Annotated in this window: 18 protein-coding genes; 5 read left to right on the forward strand and 13 right to left on the reverse strand. The window is 58.7% G+C overall.

Annotated elements, in window-relative coordinates; translation table 11 throughout:
* Positions 1-481: 481 nt before the first annotated feature.
* The gene (locus FQ746_RS16475; RefSeq protein WP_144110436.1) at positions 482-988 is read right to left on the reverse strand and encodes a GNAT family N-acetyltransferase; all 507 of its coding nucleotides are present in this window, start codon (positions 986-988) and stop codon (positions 482-484) included.
* 89 nt (positions 989-1,077) lie between these two features.
* Complete coding sequence (locus FQ746_RS16480) at positions 1,078-2,073, reverse strand: alcohol dehydrogenase catalytic domain-containing protein (RefSeq protein WP_144110437.1); 996 nt, start codon at positions 2,071-2,073, stop codon at positions 1,078-1,080.
* Between the two features lie 127 nt (positions 2,074-2,200).
* Here FQ746_RS16480 and FQ746_RS16485 point away from each other — a divergent pair, with 127 nt between their 5' ends.
* Positions 2,201-3,094 carry a LysR family transcriptional regulator gene (locus tag FQ746_RS16485; protein ID WP_144110438.1) on the forward strand — a complete coding sequence of 298 codons (894 nt, stop codon included), beginning with the start codon at positions 2,201-2,203 and terminating at the stop codon, positions 3,092-3,094.
* Positions 3,095-3,181: 87 nt separating this feature from the next.
* Here FQ746_RS16485 and FQ746_RS16490 read toward each other — a convergent pair whose 3' ends face one another.
* The 4 genes from FQ746_RS16490 to FQ746_RS16505 form a co-directional block, all read right to left on the reverse strand.
* Positions 3,182-4,333 (reverse strand): branched-chain amino acid ABC transporter substrate-binding protein, encoded by a 1,152-nt coding sequence (locus FQ746_RS16490; protein ID WP_260854083.1) that lies wholly within the window; start codon positions 4,331-4,333, stop codon positions 3,182-3,184.
* 136 nt (positions 4,334-4,469) lie between these two features.
* Positions 4,470-5,525, reverse strand: a complete 1,056-nt coding sequence (locus FQ746_RS16495; RefSeq protein WP_222105883.1) for a threonine/serine dehydratase — start codon at positions 5,523-5,525, stop codon at positions 4,470-4,472.
* Complete coding sequence (locus FQ746_RS16500; protein ID WP_144110440.1) at positions 5,526-6,569, reverse strand: asparaginase; 1,044 nt, start codon at positions 6,567-6,569, stop codon at positions 5,526-5,528.
* The gene (locus FQ746_RS16505; RefSeq protein ID WP_144110441.1) at positions 6,532-7,683 is read right to left on the reverse strand and encodes a M20 family metallopeptidase; all 1,152 of its coding nucleotides are present in this window, start codon (positions 7,681-7,683) and stop codon (positions 6,532-6,534) included. Before FQ746_RS16505 ends, FQ746_RS16500 begins: the two co-directional genes overlap by 38 nt.
* Positions 7,684-7,739: 56 nt before the next feature.
* Here FQ746_RS16505 and FQ746_RS16510 point away from each other — a divergent pair, with 56 nt between their 5' ends.
* Positions 7,740-8,606 (forward strand): LysR family transcriptional regulator, encoded by an 867-nt coding sequence (locus FQ746_RS16510; RefSeq protein ID WP_144110442.1) that lies wholly within the window; start codon positions 7,740-7,742, stop codon positions 8,604-8,606.
* 155 nt (positions 8,607-8,761) lie between these two features.
* Positions 8,762-9,208, forward strand: coding sequence for a RidA family protein (locus tag FQ746_RS16515; RefSeq protein ID WP_144110443.1), 447 nt, complete (start codon positions 8,762-8,764; stop codon positions 9,206-9,208).
* A 52-nt stretch (positions 9,209-9,260) separates the two neighbouring features.
* Here FQ746_RS16515 and FQ746_RS16520 read toward each other — a convergent pair whose 3' ends face one another.
* From FQ746_RS16520 to FQ746_RS16540, 5 genes are all read right to left on the reverse strand, one after another.
* Complete coding sequence (locus tag FQ746_RS16520; protein ID WP_186310760.1) at positions 9,261-9,764, reverse strand: hypothetical protein; 504 nt, start codon at positions 9,762-9,764, stop codon at positions 9,261-9,263.
* An 86-nt stretch (positions 9,765-9,850) separates the two neighbouring features.
* Positions 9,851-10,807 (reverse strand): alpha/beta hydrolase family protein, encoded by a 957-nt coding sequence (locus tag FQ746_RS16525; RefSeq protein WP_144110444.1) that lies wholly within the window; start codon positions 10,805-10,807, stop codon positions 9,851-9,853.
* A 252-nt stretch (positions 10,808-11,059) separates the two neighbouring features.
* Positions 11,060-12,439, reverse strand: coding sequence for a DEAD/DEAH box helicase (locus FQ746_RS16530; protein ID WP_144110524.1), 1,380 nt, complete (start codon positions 12,437-12,439; stop codon positions 11,060-11,062).
* A gap of 140 nt (positions 12,440-12,579) precedes the next feature.
* Complete coding sequence (locus FQ746_RS16535) at positions 12,580-12,909, reverse strand: YciI family protein (RefSeq protein WP_144110445.1); 330 nt, start codon at positions 12,907-12,909, stop codon at positions 12,580-12,582.
* Positions 12,910-13,041: 132 nt separating this feature from the next.
* Positions 13,042-13,440: a VOC family protein gene (locus FQ746_RS16540; RefSeq protein ID WP_144110446.1), complete on the reverse strand. Its 399-nt coding sequence runs from the start codon at positions 13,438-13,440 to the stop codon at positions 13,042-13,044.
* Positions 13,441-13,539: 99 nt separating this feature from the next.
* Here FQ746_RS16540 and FQ746_RS16545 point away from each other — a divergent pair, with 99 nt between their 5' ends.
* Entirely contained in the window at positions 13,540-14,244 is a 705-nt protein-coding gene (locus FQ746_RS16545) for a helix-turn-helix transcriptional regulator (RefSeq protein ID WP_144110447.1), read from the forward strand.
* Positions 14,245-14,291: 47 nt separating this feature from the next.
* On the opposite strand, the gene FQ746_RS16550 is transcribed toward FQ746_RS16545, so the two are convergent.
* The gene (locus FQ746_RS16550; protein ID WP_144110448.1) at positions 14,292-15,239 is read right to left on the reverse strand and encodes a GlxA family transcriptional regulator; all 948 of its coding nucleotides are present in this window, start codon (positions 15,237-15,239) and stop codon (positions 14,292-14,294) included.
* A 187-nt stretch (positions 15,240-15,426) separates the two neighbouring features.
* Here FQ746_RS16550 and FQ746_RS16555 point away from each other — a divergent pair, with 187 nt between their 5' ends.
* Positions 15,427-16,242 carry an SDR family NAD(P)-dependent oxidoreductase gene (locus FQ746_RS16555; RefSeq protein ID WP_144110449.1) on the forward strand — a complete coding sequence of 272 codons (816 nt, stop codon included), beginning with the start codon at positions 15,427-15,429 and terminating at the stop codon, positions 16,240-16,242.
* A 121-nt stretch (positions 16,243-16,363) separates the two neighbouring features.
* Here FQ746_RS16555 and FQ746_RS16560 read toward each other — a convergent pair whose 3' ends face one another.
* Positions 16,364-16,753, reverse strand: coding sequence for a tautomerase family protein (locus tag FQ746_RS16560; protein WP_144110450.1), 390 nt, complete (start codon positions 16,751-16,753; stop codon positions 16,364-16,366).
* Between the last annotated feature and the right edge of the window lie 77 nt (positions 16,754-16,830).

The following is a 16,830-nucleotide window of genomic DNA, read 5'->3' on the forward strand; positions in this document are numbered from 1 at the left end:
TTGCGCGTGCGCTTCGTTGACAGGTCCAACCCAAGGCCCAGTTGCGTCATCAGCATTCCCCTTAACTATCCCTCTTCCAGGATAGTTCACACTTACGTCAACGCCAGGACTTTTGCAGACCTTCCCTAGCAGATTGTTCAGCTAGAAAGGCGAAGTAGCGAGCTATTTTTTGAATGTCACTTATAAGTCGTTTCGCTGGCGACTATGACCTTCGGACACGCAGTCAACGTAACCTTCTCGCTGTTCCCAATGTCCTGCACGACTCCGCTTGAGGATCAGGCAATCAAAAAATATGCGCAGTCGAGAATGTTTTGATCGAGTAATTATGCAGCCACCAAGGGGAAAAGAGTTCGGACAGGCAGTACTATGATCACGACCATATTCCGAGCTCAGGATTGAATGGGGATTTCGCGTCAACGAACGATGTACTGCATCGACTGGCCACTTTATGGTCGAACCGGATCTAACGCGCTATAGCTCACTAACCCAATCGCTTACACATAAGCTCCTCATCATAAAACCGCTCACCCACCTTCATCGCCCTCGGCTCCAACCCAAACGTCTGAAACCCTTGCGACACATAAAGCCTTTTCGCTGCCAAATTCTCCGCATTTACACACAGCATCAACTGAACGACGTCCCACTCTCCAACCGCGTGCCCTGTCGCTGCCGACAAAAGCGTCTGTGCGATTCCTCGTCCACGGTATGAAGGGTTGACGAACACGCCCCAAATCGTGGCCTTGTGATTCACCTGAGACAGCGGTTCCCGACGAACACCCGTGATTCCAACCAGCACGTCGCCATCGAACGCACCGAAGACGGCCTGTGTGGGCGTCGAACGAACACGATTGGCGATCTCCTCAATCGAGCGTGTCATTTCCTCCTGACGGGTGGGCCATATAGCGGTGGGAGCGTTGTCGACCGCGAGCAGACGCAATGCTTTGAATTGCGCTGCATCCTGCGGATCCAATAGGCGAACATTAACCATGCAAAAGTAGCGGATAGCGAAAGAACGTATAGCCTACTGGATCTCATCAACGCGGCGCAATTCAACGTTTCCAGGAGTTCGCAACCGCCCTATGCAACAAGCACAGCCTTCGCACCATCCGTCGACTCATACGCCATCGCGAGCTCAATCTGCTCAAGACTAAATTCCTCACCAATTCTAGTCATCAACATAGGATCGTCGATCACACCCTCCAGCGTTTTCAGCGCGGCGATCAGATTCGCCCGCTCCTTCACCGTCCGGCTTTCAAAATTGCTGAACCGCTTCATGGTCAGATTCTTCATCATGAACAGCACGGACGGAACGGAAACCGGTGCGGCGGCGCCCAAAAAGCCATAAATATAGATCGTCGAATTCATCGGCAGGGTAGGGCCGATCGTAGAAAGCAGGTCGCCGCCAACTCCATCGAACACCGCCGTCGCCTCCAGTTCGTTGGACAGCGCGGCGAGCGTGTCGGTGAATCCCTCGGTGGTGACAATGACATGTTCCACCCCTGCACGCGACAGCGCATCCCGCGCTGCCGTAGTCCGCACCAGAAAAATCGCCGGTAGGTTCCTGCTGCGCGCGAGCGAAGCAAGCGCGTCACCGGTGGCCGAATTCCCAGCCGTGACTATCACGCCCTTGTGGCCCGCGCTAACTATCTCTTCGAGAAAGGCATAAGCCGTCATGACGTTGACGAGCGAGCCACAATAGTCGCGCGGACGAACGTGGTCCGGCAAGATCAGACACGCCGTACGAGGTACATGTGCCCGCTCGCTCCAAAGCCCGACACTCTCCGCGCTTCTGTCGAGCGACCGATAGACGGCCACCTGCTTGCCCGCATATTCCTCCGGTACGCCCGCGCCCACCGCAACCACGCGCCCGGCCCCGGACGCGCCCCATACGTCATGCTGACCCAGTGCGAGGGGGTTACCCGCTGCCGTGGGCAGCCTCAGAAAAGTTTTGTCGCCGTGGTTGATCGCCGAGGCATCCATGTCGATCAGCACATGACCTGGCGCAGGCGTGGCCGGAGTCGGAATGTCACGAACTTCTAACTCACGGCCAGGCGTTACACAAATTGCTTTCATCTTTCAGTTCCTCTCGTTCAGGTTTCGGTGCGTGTACGACCCGCAAGATAAGCAATTTCATCAATTGCCGAAACGCTGACTCAGGGCATACCATCCATTCCATTCTGGAATTGATACGCTAGCCCATATGGACCGAGTGAACGCGATTCGCCTCTTTGTACGCCTCGTCGAAAGCGGCAGTTTCTCCGCGGTGGGGCGTGAGGAAGGGATTGGTCAACCCGCCGTTAGCAAGCAGATCGGCGCGCTGGAACGGCATCTCGGCGCTCAACTCGTTTTGCGCACCTCGCGCCAGGTCGTGATCACGGACGCGGGACAGATCTTCTACGAGTCGGCCCGGCAACTGGTGGATGACTTCGACGCGCTCGAGTCGTCGGTAGGCGAGCGCCAGCAGTCGCCACGAGGTGTGGTCAGAATCAATACGGCTCCGGCGCATGGCCGGCTTTGTATTACACCGCTGCTACCGGAGTTCTTCCGGCAGTATCCGGACGTCGCGATCGAAGTGTCAGTATCGGAGCGGCACGTCGACCTCGTCGGGGACGGCGTCGATCTGGCGGTTCGCCATGGGCGATTATTGGACTCGTCTCTCACCGCAAGAAAACTGTCCGAGACGGACTTCGTGCTTGCAGCGAGCCCCGGCTATCTCGCGACTCATGGTGTTCCGACGCGGATCGCGGACCTCGACAAGCACACTTGCGTCGTCTTTGCGAATGGCCGCGAGCGCTATCCCTGGTCGCTCAAGGTCGGGAAGGAGCGCGTCTCCTATGTGCCGCACGGGTCGCTGTTGACTGGCGACGCCGAGCACATTCGCGCGGCCGTACTGTGCGGACTTGGCATTGTTCAGGCGCCGTTCTGGCTGATGGCAAAAGAAATTCAGTCCGGCGAAATCCAGGTGTTGCTGCCGGAACTCCAACCCGAGCGCGTGCCGATTCACCTTGTCTACCCAGCCGGCCGCCGTGTACCGATGAGGGTTCGGGTGTTCATCGACTATCTGGTTTCGGCTTTTGCAGGCTCAGAGCGGTGAGCCTCTACGTGTTGAGTTCGCATCGCTCATTCAGAGAAAAAAGGCCACCCGAAGGTAGCCTTTCGAAGAGCAAAAACCAAACCGCTACTACTGCGCCCCAGGCAACTCAGCTAATGCACCCTTTTTAACGGTGTACATGGTAATCGGGGAATGCTTCAGGTCGCGGTTGTCGTCGAACGAGTAGTAGCCCGCGACACCCTCCACATCCGACTGCTGCAGCGCATCGCGAAGCTTGACCGGATCGACCGAGTTCGTGCTCTTGATCGCCGACGTCAGAAGCATCACGCCGTCATAGAGGGAAGAACTAAAAGTGAGCGGCGCAATCTTGAAGCGGCTCACATACTCGGCCTTGAATGCCTGACCGCGCTTCGATGCCTCCAGCACCGAGCCACCCTGCGGACAATAGAGCTTGTTGTTCGCGGCAGGCCCGGCGAGATCTACCGTCTCCTGCACGCACAGCGCGTCTCCGCCGAGCACCGGTTGATCCATCGCCAGCCGCGCCATTTGCTTGATGAGCGCACCGGCTTGAGCGTAGTAACCGCCGAAGAAAATGGCTTCGGGCCGCGTCTGCTTCAGTTTCGTGAGCACGGCATTGAAGTCGATCGCCTTGTCCGACGTGTACTCCCGGTCCACCACCGTGATACCGTCCGCGGTCGCGGCGGCCACGAACGAATCGGCAACGCCCTGACCGTAGGCCGTGCGATCGTCGATGATCGCGATGCGCTTGAGTTTGAGCTGGGTCGCGGCGAACTGCGCCACACGCGGGCCGATCTGCGCATCGCTGGCGGCAAAGCGGAACACGTATTTGAACCCTTGCGCGGTGATCTGCGGATTGGTCGCGACGATTGCATTGATCACGCCGGCGCTGTCGAACATTTTAGAGGTGGCCATCGCGACGCCTGAGTTGTACGGACCCAAAACGACCTTGACGCCCTGATCGATCATCATCTGCGCCACTGTCACGCCGGTGCGCGGGTCGGCCGCGTCGTCCATGGACGTAAGATCGAGTCGGAGCGGCTTCCCGTCGACCATGATCTTCTGTGCGTTAACTTTTTCCACCGCGAGACGGACGCCGTTTTCGTCGTCCTTGCCGACCGCTGCCTGTGATCCTGTGACCGGACCCATGACCCCGATCTTGAGCACGGTTTCATCGGCGGCACGCACGCTAGTCGGAACGGCGATGGCTAGTACGCTCGCCGCGATCAGACCGGACAACCCCAAGCTGTTGGCTTTATTCACTGAATTCTCCCTTCGGTTCGAATAACTAATTAACGAAAAATGTTCTGTTTTTTGTTTGAGTACCGCAACGCTATAGATCGAATAACATCTCAGGACCGGAACATGCATCGTTTGATCGATAGTCGGACGAACCCGGTCAAACTACTGCATCAAAATCCCGTCCGCTAATAACATCTGCATAAAGCGCCGCATCAACGTTACCGCCGGTTGCGAACACGACCACGGTTTTGCCCACGAAGCGCGATTCCCGGCCGGACAGAAGCGCCGCCAGACCGACCACCGCTGCCGGTTCGAGCACCACGCGAAAGTTCTCGAAGGCAAAGCGCATGGCAGCGCGGACCTCTGCATCGGTTGCGGTCAGTACGCCGGCCAAGCCGGTCTGGTTGATCGAGAACGGCAACTCCGCGGGCATCAGGGTCATCAACGCATCGCAGATAGACGTGGCCGCGAGCGAATTCTTTTCCCGCACGCCGGAAAGCAGAGACTTGCGTGTATCGTCGAAAGCGTCGGGCTCGGCGGCCCAAACCGAAGCATTCGAACCGACCGCCTGGGTCGCCAGACACGTACCAGCGGCGAGGCTTCCGCCTCCGGCCGAAACGACGAACGCATCGATTACTTCGGCGCCAAGATCGTCGAAGGCCTCGAGCGCCACGGATCCCTGTCCTGCGATCACGTCGACGTGATCACCCGGTGGCACCACTGCATAGCGGCCCTGCGAAGCCAGGCGTGCGGCGACCTCTTCGCGCACTTCAGTCGTGCGATCGAACAAGACGATTCGCGCGCCGTTCAATCGAGCCTTCTCAATCTTGTTCGCCGGTGCGTCGGACGGCACGACGACTGTCACTGGAATACCGAGCAGCTTTCCGATTGCCGACACCGCGTGCCCGTGATTGCCGGTCGAATACGCAATGACGCCGTCGCTGAACTCGACGCGATCGAGTTGCGATAACGTGTTGTACGCGCCGCGATATTTGAATGCACCGGTATGCTGCAGGTTCTCCAGCTTCACGAACACCTTCGCCCCGGTCAGCCGATCCAGTTCATCGGACCTGACCAACGGCGTCTTGACGACGATTCCTTTTAAACGTGCCGCGGCAGCGATTACATCGTCTGGCGTGGGTCGTCGCATCTGATCCATATCACACACTCGAACTGGTTTTGATTTTGCAATCGGCGAAAATCCGCCGGTCATTCAATACTCGTGAAAACAGCGCTGTAACGCAGTTTTCGTTGGATCGTTTTGCAACGCGAGCGCGAGCAGAATGCGCGCTTTGGCAGGTTGTTGATCGTCCACGACGAGCCATTCGTACTCGTCATCGGGATGCGCCGCGTTGCGCACGACCACGCCTTCTGGCGAGCGGCTTGCCCGGATCACAAACGCCCCACGGCTTTGCGCATCTTTAATCGGTTCGATCAACGACTCCGGAATGGAGCCGCCTCCGGTCCCGATCACGATGAGGCCCGCCGATGACGAAGCAGCCTCGCTCACGACGCGCGCCGTCAGTCCTTCATAAGCCGGGATCATTTCGACCATGGGAAGAGCTTGAAGATGCCGTATGTCGAACTCGCTCGACGTCGTATGCTTTCGAAACGGTCTTCGGTAATAGCGCGGCGCGCCGTCGACCACATAGCCGAGCGGTCCGAACTGAGATTCGAATGCATCGAGTTTGAAGCTGTTCGACTTGATGACATCGCGCGCGGCGTGTATCTCGCTGTTCATCACGACGACCGCTCCCATTCCGCACGAATCGGAATGGGCCGCGACGCAGACCGCATCGTATAAATTCGGGCACACGTCGCTCCCCATCGCGGACGGCGGCCGCATGGCGCCGGTGACGATCAGCGGTTTCGATGTGGGAATCGTCAGATTGAGGAAGTAAGCCAGTTCCTCGATCGTGTTGGTTCCCTGCGCAACGATGACCGCATCGAACGAGTCGTCGAAAGCGTAAGTCCACACTTCACGGGCGATGGCTATGAAGTCGGTAAAGGAGAAGTTCTCCGAGCCTTTCTGGAGAATCTGATTCGCCGAGATCGTCGCCTTCTGCTCGATTCCACGACACATGGCGAGCACTTCATCGATAGAGAGCGATGAGCAATCGTAGGCCACGCGTGGGTCGTCGCCTCGGGCTTTCCCCGCGATTGTTCCGCCGGTGCCGAGAAGTGCGATATGGGGCTTGCGCTGCGTCGGGGACACTTCGTTACGCCCGATCGAGTACTTGCGACTGGTCCACGCCATGCCAGGACAAAGCCATTTGCTTGTAGATGGACACGCAGCGCCGGACTTTATCGAGCTCGACGCATTCATCCACTTGCGTGCTCATGCCCAGTTCACCCGGTCCGATGATCACGAACGGTAGATCGTTGTTTCGGCAATAAATAGTGGCGTCGCTGTAATAAGAAACACCTGAGATTTCCGCAGCGCGTCCGTTGATCCGCTCGCACACTTCCACGCCCAATTTCACGATCGGACTTTCCACTGATGTTTCCACGGCAGGCTTCTCGTCGAAAATTTCGACTTCGATAGAGCCGGAAGCAAGGGTGTTAAACGTGTCGGCCACGACCTTGAGATCCGTCCCCGGCGGCACGCGCACATCCACTTCGATTTCACATCGGTCGGCGGTGACGTTGACGGCAGTGCCGCCTACGATCTTGCCGATATTGATGGTAGGCGCGTTGCAGAGCGCATGGTCGACATAAGGTATTTGCAGTTGCTTGACCTGGCGGATGACATCCACCATCTTGTCGATCGCATTTTCACCGGCCGAACCGGACACGTGGCCCATCTTCCCGTGCACGATGACTCTCACCCACACCACGCCCATATGCGCGACGATGACGTCGAGCGACGACGGTTCACCCACGACAACCGCGCCTGCCTGCTGCAAGGCGTCGGTCTGCATGAAGCGTTTGGAGCCGAGGCAATTCGAACTCTCGCCCGCGGAAAACGCCAGAATGACGTCGTGCGGCAATATCGCCTGCTCCTGCTTGAGTTCGATGGCCATCATCATCATGGCCGCGAGTGCGCTCTTCATATCGGACGTGCCGCGCCCGTACATCCAGCCGTCGACGATAGTCGGCGTCAAAGGAGGCGTGGCCCACCTCTGGGTACCGGCCGGCACGGTATCCAGGTGAGAAGAAAATACCAACGCCTGGTCGGACCGTTTTCCTTTGATCGTCGCCAGTACATTGGCGCGGCCCGGAAGGAATTCATCGAGTTCGGATTCCACGCCGTTTTCTTCGAGAAAGCGCACGATGAACCGCGCAATTTCAACTTCGTTGCCCGGAGGGTCTGCGGTATCATGGCCCACGAGTTTCGCGAGTAATTCAATCACATCGTATTTTGGTTGCATATTCAATTTCGTTAGCTTATTAAGGCGCGTAAGACGCGGCCGCACCTTCCATCCTCATGGATATCAACCTGCTTCGAACCTTCGTGATGATCGCCGAGTGCGGGAGCTTTTCGAAGGCCGCAGAGCGTTTGCATCTGACTCAGTCGACTATCAGCCATCAGGTCTCCCGGCTCGAAGAGCATCTCGGCAAAAAACTTTTCGTCCGGACCACGCGGACTTGCCACGTGACCCAATGGGGCGGAATACTCGCCAGCGACGCGCACAAGATCATCAAGCTCGCCGAAGACGTCGAGGCCAAGTTCAATCCCGTTGCCATATCGGGTATCGTTCGGGCCGGCATTCCGGACGACGTTCATCTGTTCAAGCCTTTATCCGAAGCCATACTCCTCTTCTCGAAAGAACAGCCCCGCATGGCCGTCGAAATCATCGCGGGCATGTCTCAGGATCTCCTTTCAAGTGCGGCAGCGGGAAACCTGGACGTCGTGCTCTTGCGAGATATTCCGGTACGCACCGACGGATCGAATCTCGCTACGCAAAATCTGGTGTGGATCGCACAAAAAGGCTGGCGCCGTCCGTCGACGGGGCCACTACCCGTCGCGTTCGTGCACGGCTCCTGCTCCTATAAAACGACCGCAATCAAACTGCTCGAATCGGCAGGAATCGAGTGGCATCCCATCATGACCTGCACGAGTCTCGAAGGCGTCCTGTCCGTGGTGAAGGCCGGCATTGCCATCTCGTTGATCTGCGAAGGCGACCTGAGAGACGACCTCGTCCCGTTGACTGCGAACGATGGATTTCCAGACTTACCCTTGGCTGGCCTATCGCTTCAATACGCGGAGAAAAGCCCGTCCACGGCCACGCGCATTCTCGGCGAACTGCTCTCCAGCACCATCAGCCAACTCCTGCAGAAGTCGCGTCCCTGATGTCACCGGTCTTGGCTGTTGCGCGATGGAATGAAGTATCCCGGTGTCGTTATGAAAAAAATAGTGCGGAATATTCATCGATTCATCGAAGATCGACATGAGTGGATGGTGCCTTACCATCACGACCTGACAACCCTCCAGCAAACGGAAAGCTTATGAGCGCAGACAAGAAACTTGAAGACCTTATCGGCAGTGAGCGGCGCGCGAGTGCGCCTGCCGCGAATTATCAGAATGCGACCCGCTGGGGAGATCTGATTTTTCTGTCTGGGAAATCGTTACGCGAGTCGGTCCGGGGAAGGTTGGGCGCGGAGTTCACGGTGGAGGATGGGCAACGCTTTGCGAGGCAGGTCGCCCTTGAGTTGTTACTGGTGCTGCGCGACGAGCTCGGCAGTCTGGATCGGATCAAGCAGTTCGTCGAGTTACAAGGATTCGTCAACGCGACCGCGGACTTCGAGGATCATGCGAAAGTGCTGGACGGTGCATCCGATGTGTTGGTCGAGGTGCTGGGCAACGTCGGGATTCACTCGCGATCCGTATTCGGCGCGTCTTCTCTGCGCGGCGGACAGCCCGTTATTCTGAGGGCCGTCGTCGGTATCGGCTGAGCGTCGTCGCTCATGAGGACGCGTGGGAACGATTTCATCGTTCCCAGCCTGACTACCGCATCTTCTTATCTTCCCGCTTCGCGTCCTCCATTGCCTCAGGCTCCAACTCCTCCGCGGACCGATTCAGATGGATGAATACGCCCCAGCATGCAAGTAGAAGGCCGGTAGAGGCGATCAGCCACGCCGCGTATCGAAGCTGCGATGGATCCTGATGCAATGCTTTAAAGGTCGCAACGAGCCCTTCGATAGCCAGCGCAACGACCACCACCACGAGGAACCGGGACATAAACCGCCGCACTCGGGTGGGCGCGCTGACATCGGCCTCGCGAATGACTTCTTCCTCCACGATCGTCTCGGCGATCTGCAAAGCGACAACCGCTCCAGCCAGCAACCCCAACGCTTCGATAACGGACAGTGCGCCGGCCTCGTCCCACTGACCCGTAAACGCGCCCCAGCCGACACGAGCGGCAATGGCAATCAACAGCAGTGCCGCGCAGGTGAAGAGAACAGCCATTAGCCCATGGATAAGCGAAAAGAAACGCATGAGGAACTTCATCTGGTGAGGGCTCCGCTGAATTGCAGGTAAATGGTGGGTGCCGGACTCGAGGGCTCCATGGCCGGTGCGGCCCGAACGATTCGCGACTATTGAAGACGAGATTGGAAGAACCGTAGCGCTTGCCTGTTCATCTCGGCATGGAACGCAGTGCGATCGAATCCCTTTTCGTCGACGCAGATCCCGGGAGTGTTTTTCAATAGTTCCGGCGGACAAGGCGCAAGAAAAGCAAAATGCGCAGAATCGGGTACAGGATGAAAGTCGGGTCTCTGCGGCAGCGCGTTCGCAAGGTCCATACCCGTCTCAGGCAGCACACCATCGCCGCCATACTGTGAGACCCAGAGTTGAATCGGCGCTTTCACGTCTTTCAGGCTGGTTGCCGTTGGGAACTCGTCAACCGGGTCGGCGATAACGTAGGCCTTGATCCGTGGATCGTGAGTCAGTGGCTGCAGAGGAATCTGTTTGCGGCGAAGTTGATCGCAAATCGGCAGAGTCGAGTCGGGGCAGGGTACGTTGGCGTTGAGGAAATCCGGATTGCCGCCGGCCAGCACGAGGCCTGTATAGCCGCCGCGTGAAAAGCCGAAGAAACCTATCGATGCCGGGTTGATACGTGACGAATCGGACGCTGCACCGAGCATGTAATCGATAAGGCGCTTGATATCCGTTGGGCGCTCGACGAACGAGGACAAGTCGGCGGCAAGGCTCATATCGGCGAGCGTGTCGCCCGGGTGATCGATCGCCGCTACCACGAACCCGGCGTCGGCCAACGTCTCTGCAAGGTCGTGATGATTGAGGAACGTCCCGCCATGTCCGTGCGAAATGACAATCAAGGGAAGCGACGTTCCCATCGTCGGGCAGTCACGGTTCGCTTTCAGCAGATAAGGTCCGATAGACAGCTGGTGAGCGACGGACGCGCACGGGGTCCAGACGACAGCCTTTAACGCAGGGCCATTTGCATCGGCGGGGACTTGAACGAACCTGATTCCCGCGGCTCGTGAAACCGGCACACACAGGCACAACAAGACCGCCAGAATGATTGCTCTCATGTGGTTTCCAATAGCAATTCGACAACGGTATTCGTTCTTGCGCGCGAAGGCAGCCAATAGTATCAGTTGTCGTGCGCAGGGAGCCTTCTGTCGATTGCTTAACCACAGTGTCCGCGACAGGACGCGATGACTGCAGTCATGCGGTCCGTCTCTGCCGCCTCACACGCGGCAATCACCATCGGCACGATCGAACTGCCGCCGTTTTCGGCTTCCGCGGACTCCTTGCAACGCGCGTCGCGCTGCTTGCGTCAATCAAGCTTGGCGTTTGGCGCGGGGCTTCTGAACACTAAATGGACTGCCGTTGGAAAAGCCATTACTTTTTTCCTGGGATACCGTGCGTTGCGCTGCGGGCTTGCGCTTGTTCTCGCCACTTTGAGGGCGTGACTTTTTATTAGGCACTTGCGCAGAGGCAGAAGCGGTTTGCGCTGCTTTCGGCTTCTTCGGTTTTTTGGGCTTCTTGATGAGCTCGCCCGCTGCGCTGGTTTGCGGCACGCGATGTTCCGCCTCGAACCCCGGCTCTTCTTCACGACGCAATGTCTGTCCGATCAGTGCTTCGATTGCAGCCAGTTGCGGCGCTTCATCGGCGCATACGAGGGACACCGCCACGCCGCTGGCCCCTGCTCGTCCGGTGCGGCCAATACGGTGCACATAGTCTTGCGCAACGATTGGCAGATCGACGTTGATCACCAGCGGCAGGTCGTCGATATCCAGACCGCGAGCAGCGACGTCGGTGGCAACCAGCATGCGGACTTCGCCCGTCTTGAAGCGTTCCAGCGCACGCAGTCGTGCAGGTTGCGGTTTGTCACCGTGAATCGTGTCGACCGCGTAACCCGCGTCATTCAGCATGGCTGCGAGGTAATCCACGCCATTGCGGGTTTTGACGAACACCAGGGCGTGCTGCCATTTGTTCTCGGCGACGAGATGCATGAAGAGATCGGGTTTGTTCTTCTTATCGACCGTCACTACCCACTGTTTGATCTTGCCGACAGTGGAATTGGGCGGGCTGACACTGACATTGACCGGAGCGTGCAGAATGCCCGCGGCCATCGCGCGAATCTCGTCGGAGAACGTAGCGGAGAACAACAGGGTCTGGCGCCGGGCGGGAAGGGCGGCAAACACGGCATTGAGTTCGCGTTCGAAGCCGAGATCGAGCATGCGGTCGGCTTCATCCAGCACCAGCGTTTGTACCTGATCGAATTGCACGGCGTTCTGACGATTCAGATCGAGCAGGCGGCCCGGCGTCGCAACGAGCACGTCCACGCCTTTGCGCAACGTCATCATTTGAGGGTTGATGCTCACGCCGCCGTAGGCCGCGAGAAACCGTAGGTCGAGGCCTTCGCCGTAATCGACGAAGCTCTGCAGAACCTGTTCGGCCAGTTCCCGCGTGGGCACCAGCACCAGGACGCGTGCCCGATTACTGGATACCGGCGGCCCGTTTTGCACTAGCCGCTGCAACAGCGGCAGCGCAAAACCCGCCGTTTTTCCAGTGCCGGTCTGTGCCGCAGCCATGACGTCCTTGCCGCTGAGCACAGCAGGAATTGCCTTGGCCTGCACCGGCGTAGGCGTCTGATAATTAAGGTCCTGCAGAGTACGCAGCAAGGGATCGATCAGGCCAAGCGAGGCAAAAGACATTGGCGTATTCCGGGCTAAAGCTGCAATTCTAGCGGTTGGCGCCGTGCATCGGCAGCAAACGCGCGGATGGACCAACGCCATGCTTGGAACGCGTGAGTCATGCCGATTGCTATGAGTTGCGACCCGGTGCGTTGTGATGACTACGTCGACTCGAGTGGCCAAACCTCGACTACACCATGCGCTACAGCGCAGGGCGTCTTCGACACCTTCTCCACTGCTTCCGCTAATGTCGAGGCTTCAATAATGGCGAAACCGGCTACGGGCAAAGAAGAGGACATGAACGGCCCCGTTCTGGTTTCGACACCTCTCGCATCGGGGTTACGAACCTGAACGGGGATTCCGGCCACCCCCATCAGATTGCCGGACTCGCGCAGCATTGCGTCATGCGCGTGGGCCGCGTCCCGGATGTTTGCATCGGTGCGGTCGTATCCCTGCTGATCGCCATATCCGATCGTGATGAATTTAGCCATGGTCGCAGTCTCCCTCAGGGCGTCCCGGCCTCTCAGGCTTGTATAACGCCGAAGACGAGATAAGTCGTACTGTAGGCGTTATTCGCGTGTTTTCAATGACGGGACGTAGCAGGAAAGAGAACGGTTCGCAGCTTATTGCTTCTTGTATCTCCGCATCGCCTCCGCCGTCACCGGCGTGAAAAAATTGACCAGGTTCCCATCCGGATCACGAACCAGCAACGAGCGATTCCCCCAAGGTTGAGTCGTCGGCTCCTGCACGACCTCGGCCTCCAACGTTCTTATCTTTCGATATTCCGCATCGACATCCTTTACGAGAAACTCCAGGATAACCGAGCGATTGCCTCCAGCCGTCGCAGCGCCGCCGTAAAACATGTCCATCGTGCGCTGACTGCCGATCGCCAGTGTGCACGTCGGCGACGCCAGCTCTGCAAATTCTTCGCCGAGCCATTTGGCCTCGAGCCCGAGCGCCTCGTAGAATCGGACGAGTCGAACGATGTCGTCTGTGATAATCCGCGTTGAAACGAAGTCCATTTTCAGTCCCTTGTGTGATGAGCCATAAGGCAATGTGCCGCCGCCATGCCCATACTACGAAAGGCCTGCTGACACCGTTCTGTCAGCAATGAACCCGATATGCGCCGATCCGATCGTCTTTTTCAGATCATTCAAATCCTGCGTCGCTCGACGCGTCCTTTGACCGCGAGTCGTCTTTCCGAAGAGCTGGAAGTCTCGGTGCGTACGGTCTATCGCGACGTCGCCGATCTGATGGCGCAACACGTGCCCATTCGCGGTGAAGCCGGTACGGGCTATGTCCTCGATCGTCGCTACGACATGCCGGCCCTCATGCTGACTGCCGATGAACTGGAGGCCGCGGTGCTCGGCGCGCAGTGGGTGGCGCAGCGCAGCGACCCTGTTCTCGCACGGGCGGCGCAAGATCTGATCGCCAAGATTGCGGCGTCGGTACCGGAGCGGCTGCGTCCGTTCATCGCCGAACCGACGATCAGAACGATGGGGCCATTGACGAACACAGTGGATACGCTGGATGTCACCCGTTTGCGTGTGTCGATTCGCGAAGGCCGCAAGCTGCACATTCGCTATCGCGACGAGCAAGGGCAGGTGAGTGAGCGCACGGTTTGGCCGCTTCTCTTAGGTTATGCCGAGGCCGTTCGGCTGTGCGCTGCGTGGTGTGAGCTACGAAGCGAATTCCGGCACTTCAGAACCGATCGCATCGTGGCTGTGGACTATCTCGACGAACGCCACGGCGAGCGGCGTGCGGCGCTGATGGCGCGGTGGAAGCGGTATATGAAAACCGCTCGCGGAGTCGATCTGAAAGAGTGATGAAGTTCCAGGACGACTGAAGCGTTGCAGAGGCGGCGCAGGTATCCTCACACGCCCAATGCCGCTCTCGCCGAAGTCCGCTGTATCGACTGCGGCGGCTGCCCAAACGCGCGGAGAAACGCTTGCCGCATGCGTTCGCGATCGCCGAAACCGGTTTCGCGCGCAATCACTTCTATCGGGTGCCGGGTCGTCTCCATCATCAGGCGAGCCGCTTCCACACGCAGACGTTCGATGGCCTTGGCGGGCGACTGCCCCGTCTCCTCGCGAAACACCCGGCTGAACTGACGCGGACTCAGGCTTGCGACTTCGGCGAGCGCCTCGACCGACAGATCGCTCGCCAGGTTTTCGGTTGCATGGGTGAGCGCCATCTGCACGCGATCGGACTTCGCATCCATGTCGAGGAGCGCGGAAAACTGCGACTGCCCGCCGCCGCGCCGCTGATGCATGACCAGCTTGCGCGCGACGCTCCGCGCGGTCTGCAAGCCAAAATCCTTTTCGACGATCGCGAGCGCGAGGTCGACGCCGGCTGTCATTCCCGCCGACGTCCAGATCTGTCCGTCCACGACGAAAATCCGGTCGTCGTCGAGATTGACATCGGGGTACTGCTTCCTGAACACCTGAGCATGAAACCAGTGCGTCGTGACAGACTTCCCGTCGAGCAATCCGGCGGCGGCCAGCACGAACGTGCCGGTGCAGACGGCGGCGACTCGCCGGCTTTGGGCCGGCGCATCGCGCAGGTAGTCGATCAGGCTGGCGGGCGGCAGACGGCACTCGTTGTCGCCGGCCACGATGAGCGTGTCGTACGTCCCATCCCGCAGCCGTTCGGTGTTGACGGAAAAGCTTTGCGACGTCATCACCGGACCGGCGTCTTCAGAAACCAGTTTGAACTGATACACCCGCTCGCCGCGCACGAGATTCGCGTATTCGAAAACGCTCGCAACGGCGAGCCCCAACGGCTGAAAATTCGGATAAACGACGAGCCCGATTGTGTGCATGACCGTCCTCACCAGACTGGCGGAAAACATTGGATATACCACGATTGAGACGCGGGTGCAGCGGAGCCGGCAGGACATGCAATGGCATAAATCATTGCATCTATGTCATTGAGGATAAGTAGAGGCAGGGTCAGAATGCCCTCAACCCAGACATTCCGTCGGGAAGACACTCCAAAGAGAAACGACCATGACTGCATCCACTATCTCCACGAAAGGCACCGCGCTGATCACCGGCGCATCCTCCGGCATCGGCGCTGTTTACGCCGACCGGCTGGCCAAACGCGGCTACGACCTGATTCTCGTGGCACGCAATGCCGAGCGCCTGAACGCATTAGCCTCGCGCCTGACTGCCGCGACCGGCCGCTCGGTGAGCACCATCGTCGCGGACCTCAACGACAAGGCTGCGCTCGCGAAGATCGAAAACGTCTTGCGCGAAGACTCGCGCATTACTGTGCTGGTGAACAACGCGGGCGTCGGTTCGGTGACGTCGGTACTCAACGACAACGTCGACGAGATGGAAGCGATGATCGGTCTGAACATCACTGCGCTGACGCGTCTGACCTACGCGGTCGCGCCGGTGTTCGCGGGCAAGGGGGCGGGCACGATCATCAATATCAGTTCGGCGGTCGGCATCGCCGTCGAGTTGCTGAACGGCGTCTATAGCGCGTCGAAGTCGTATGTGCTGAGCTTCGGGCATACGCTGCAGCGCGACCTCGCGGATAAGGGCGTGCGCATCCAGACCGTGCTGCCTGCCGCGACGGCCACCGAGTTCTGGGACGTCGCGGGTTACGCGCAACAGAAAGAAGCGGCCAGCACGATGACGGCGGAGGATCTCGTCGACTCGGCGCTTGCCGGGCTCGATCAGGGCGAACTGGTGACCATCCCGACCCTGCAGGACGGCGACGACTGGACGCGTTGGGAAGCGGCACGCCGCGCGCTGACGCCGAAGTTCGCGAATGCGAATCCTGCACCGCGCTATCTGCTCCCGACCGAACGGGTCTGATGCATGCGGCGGTCCTGGCGTCCCGTCATCGTGAAGATGCCGGAGCGCCAGGCCGTTACGTGGGACGTCCTTCTGACCTGAGTTCGCACGATGCCGTCACCCGCTCGTCACCGCACTCGGGCTACTTGGGTCCGTATTGCATCTCGCCGTTGCCGAACGACCAGTTTTCGCGATCGACCTCGACGAGACTGATCCAGACATTTTCTTTGCGGATCCCCGCTCTCGAATGAATACCATCGGCAACAGCGCGATAGAACGCCTTTTTAGTTTCGGTGGTTCTGCCGCTATTCCACGTCACCTGAATGAAGACGATATCCGGCGTGTAAGTCACCCCTAAATAACCCTCGCTGGGATAGACCAGTTCGTCGGGCGCATGACGCGAGATGATCTGAAACTTGTCGTGTTCGGGTACGTTCGCGGTGGCGAGCATGGCTTCGTACACGACGTCGCTCACGGTGCGGACGACTTCCGCCGTGGCGGCCTGGGAGAGGTTGATGCGGACCAATGGCATGTTCGCTTCCTTTGAGTGGGTCTGGAGTGAAACAGGTATCGCTCGATCGATGGAAAAATCGATCCGGTCGGTTCTGT

Origin of the sequence: Paraburkholderia sp. BCC1886 (genome assembly GCF_900996245.1) — a bacterium.
In the GTDB taxonomy this organism is placed as follows: domain Bacteria; phylum Pseudomonadota; class Gammaproteobacteria; order Burkholderiales; family Burkholderiaceae; genus Paraburkholderia.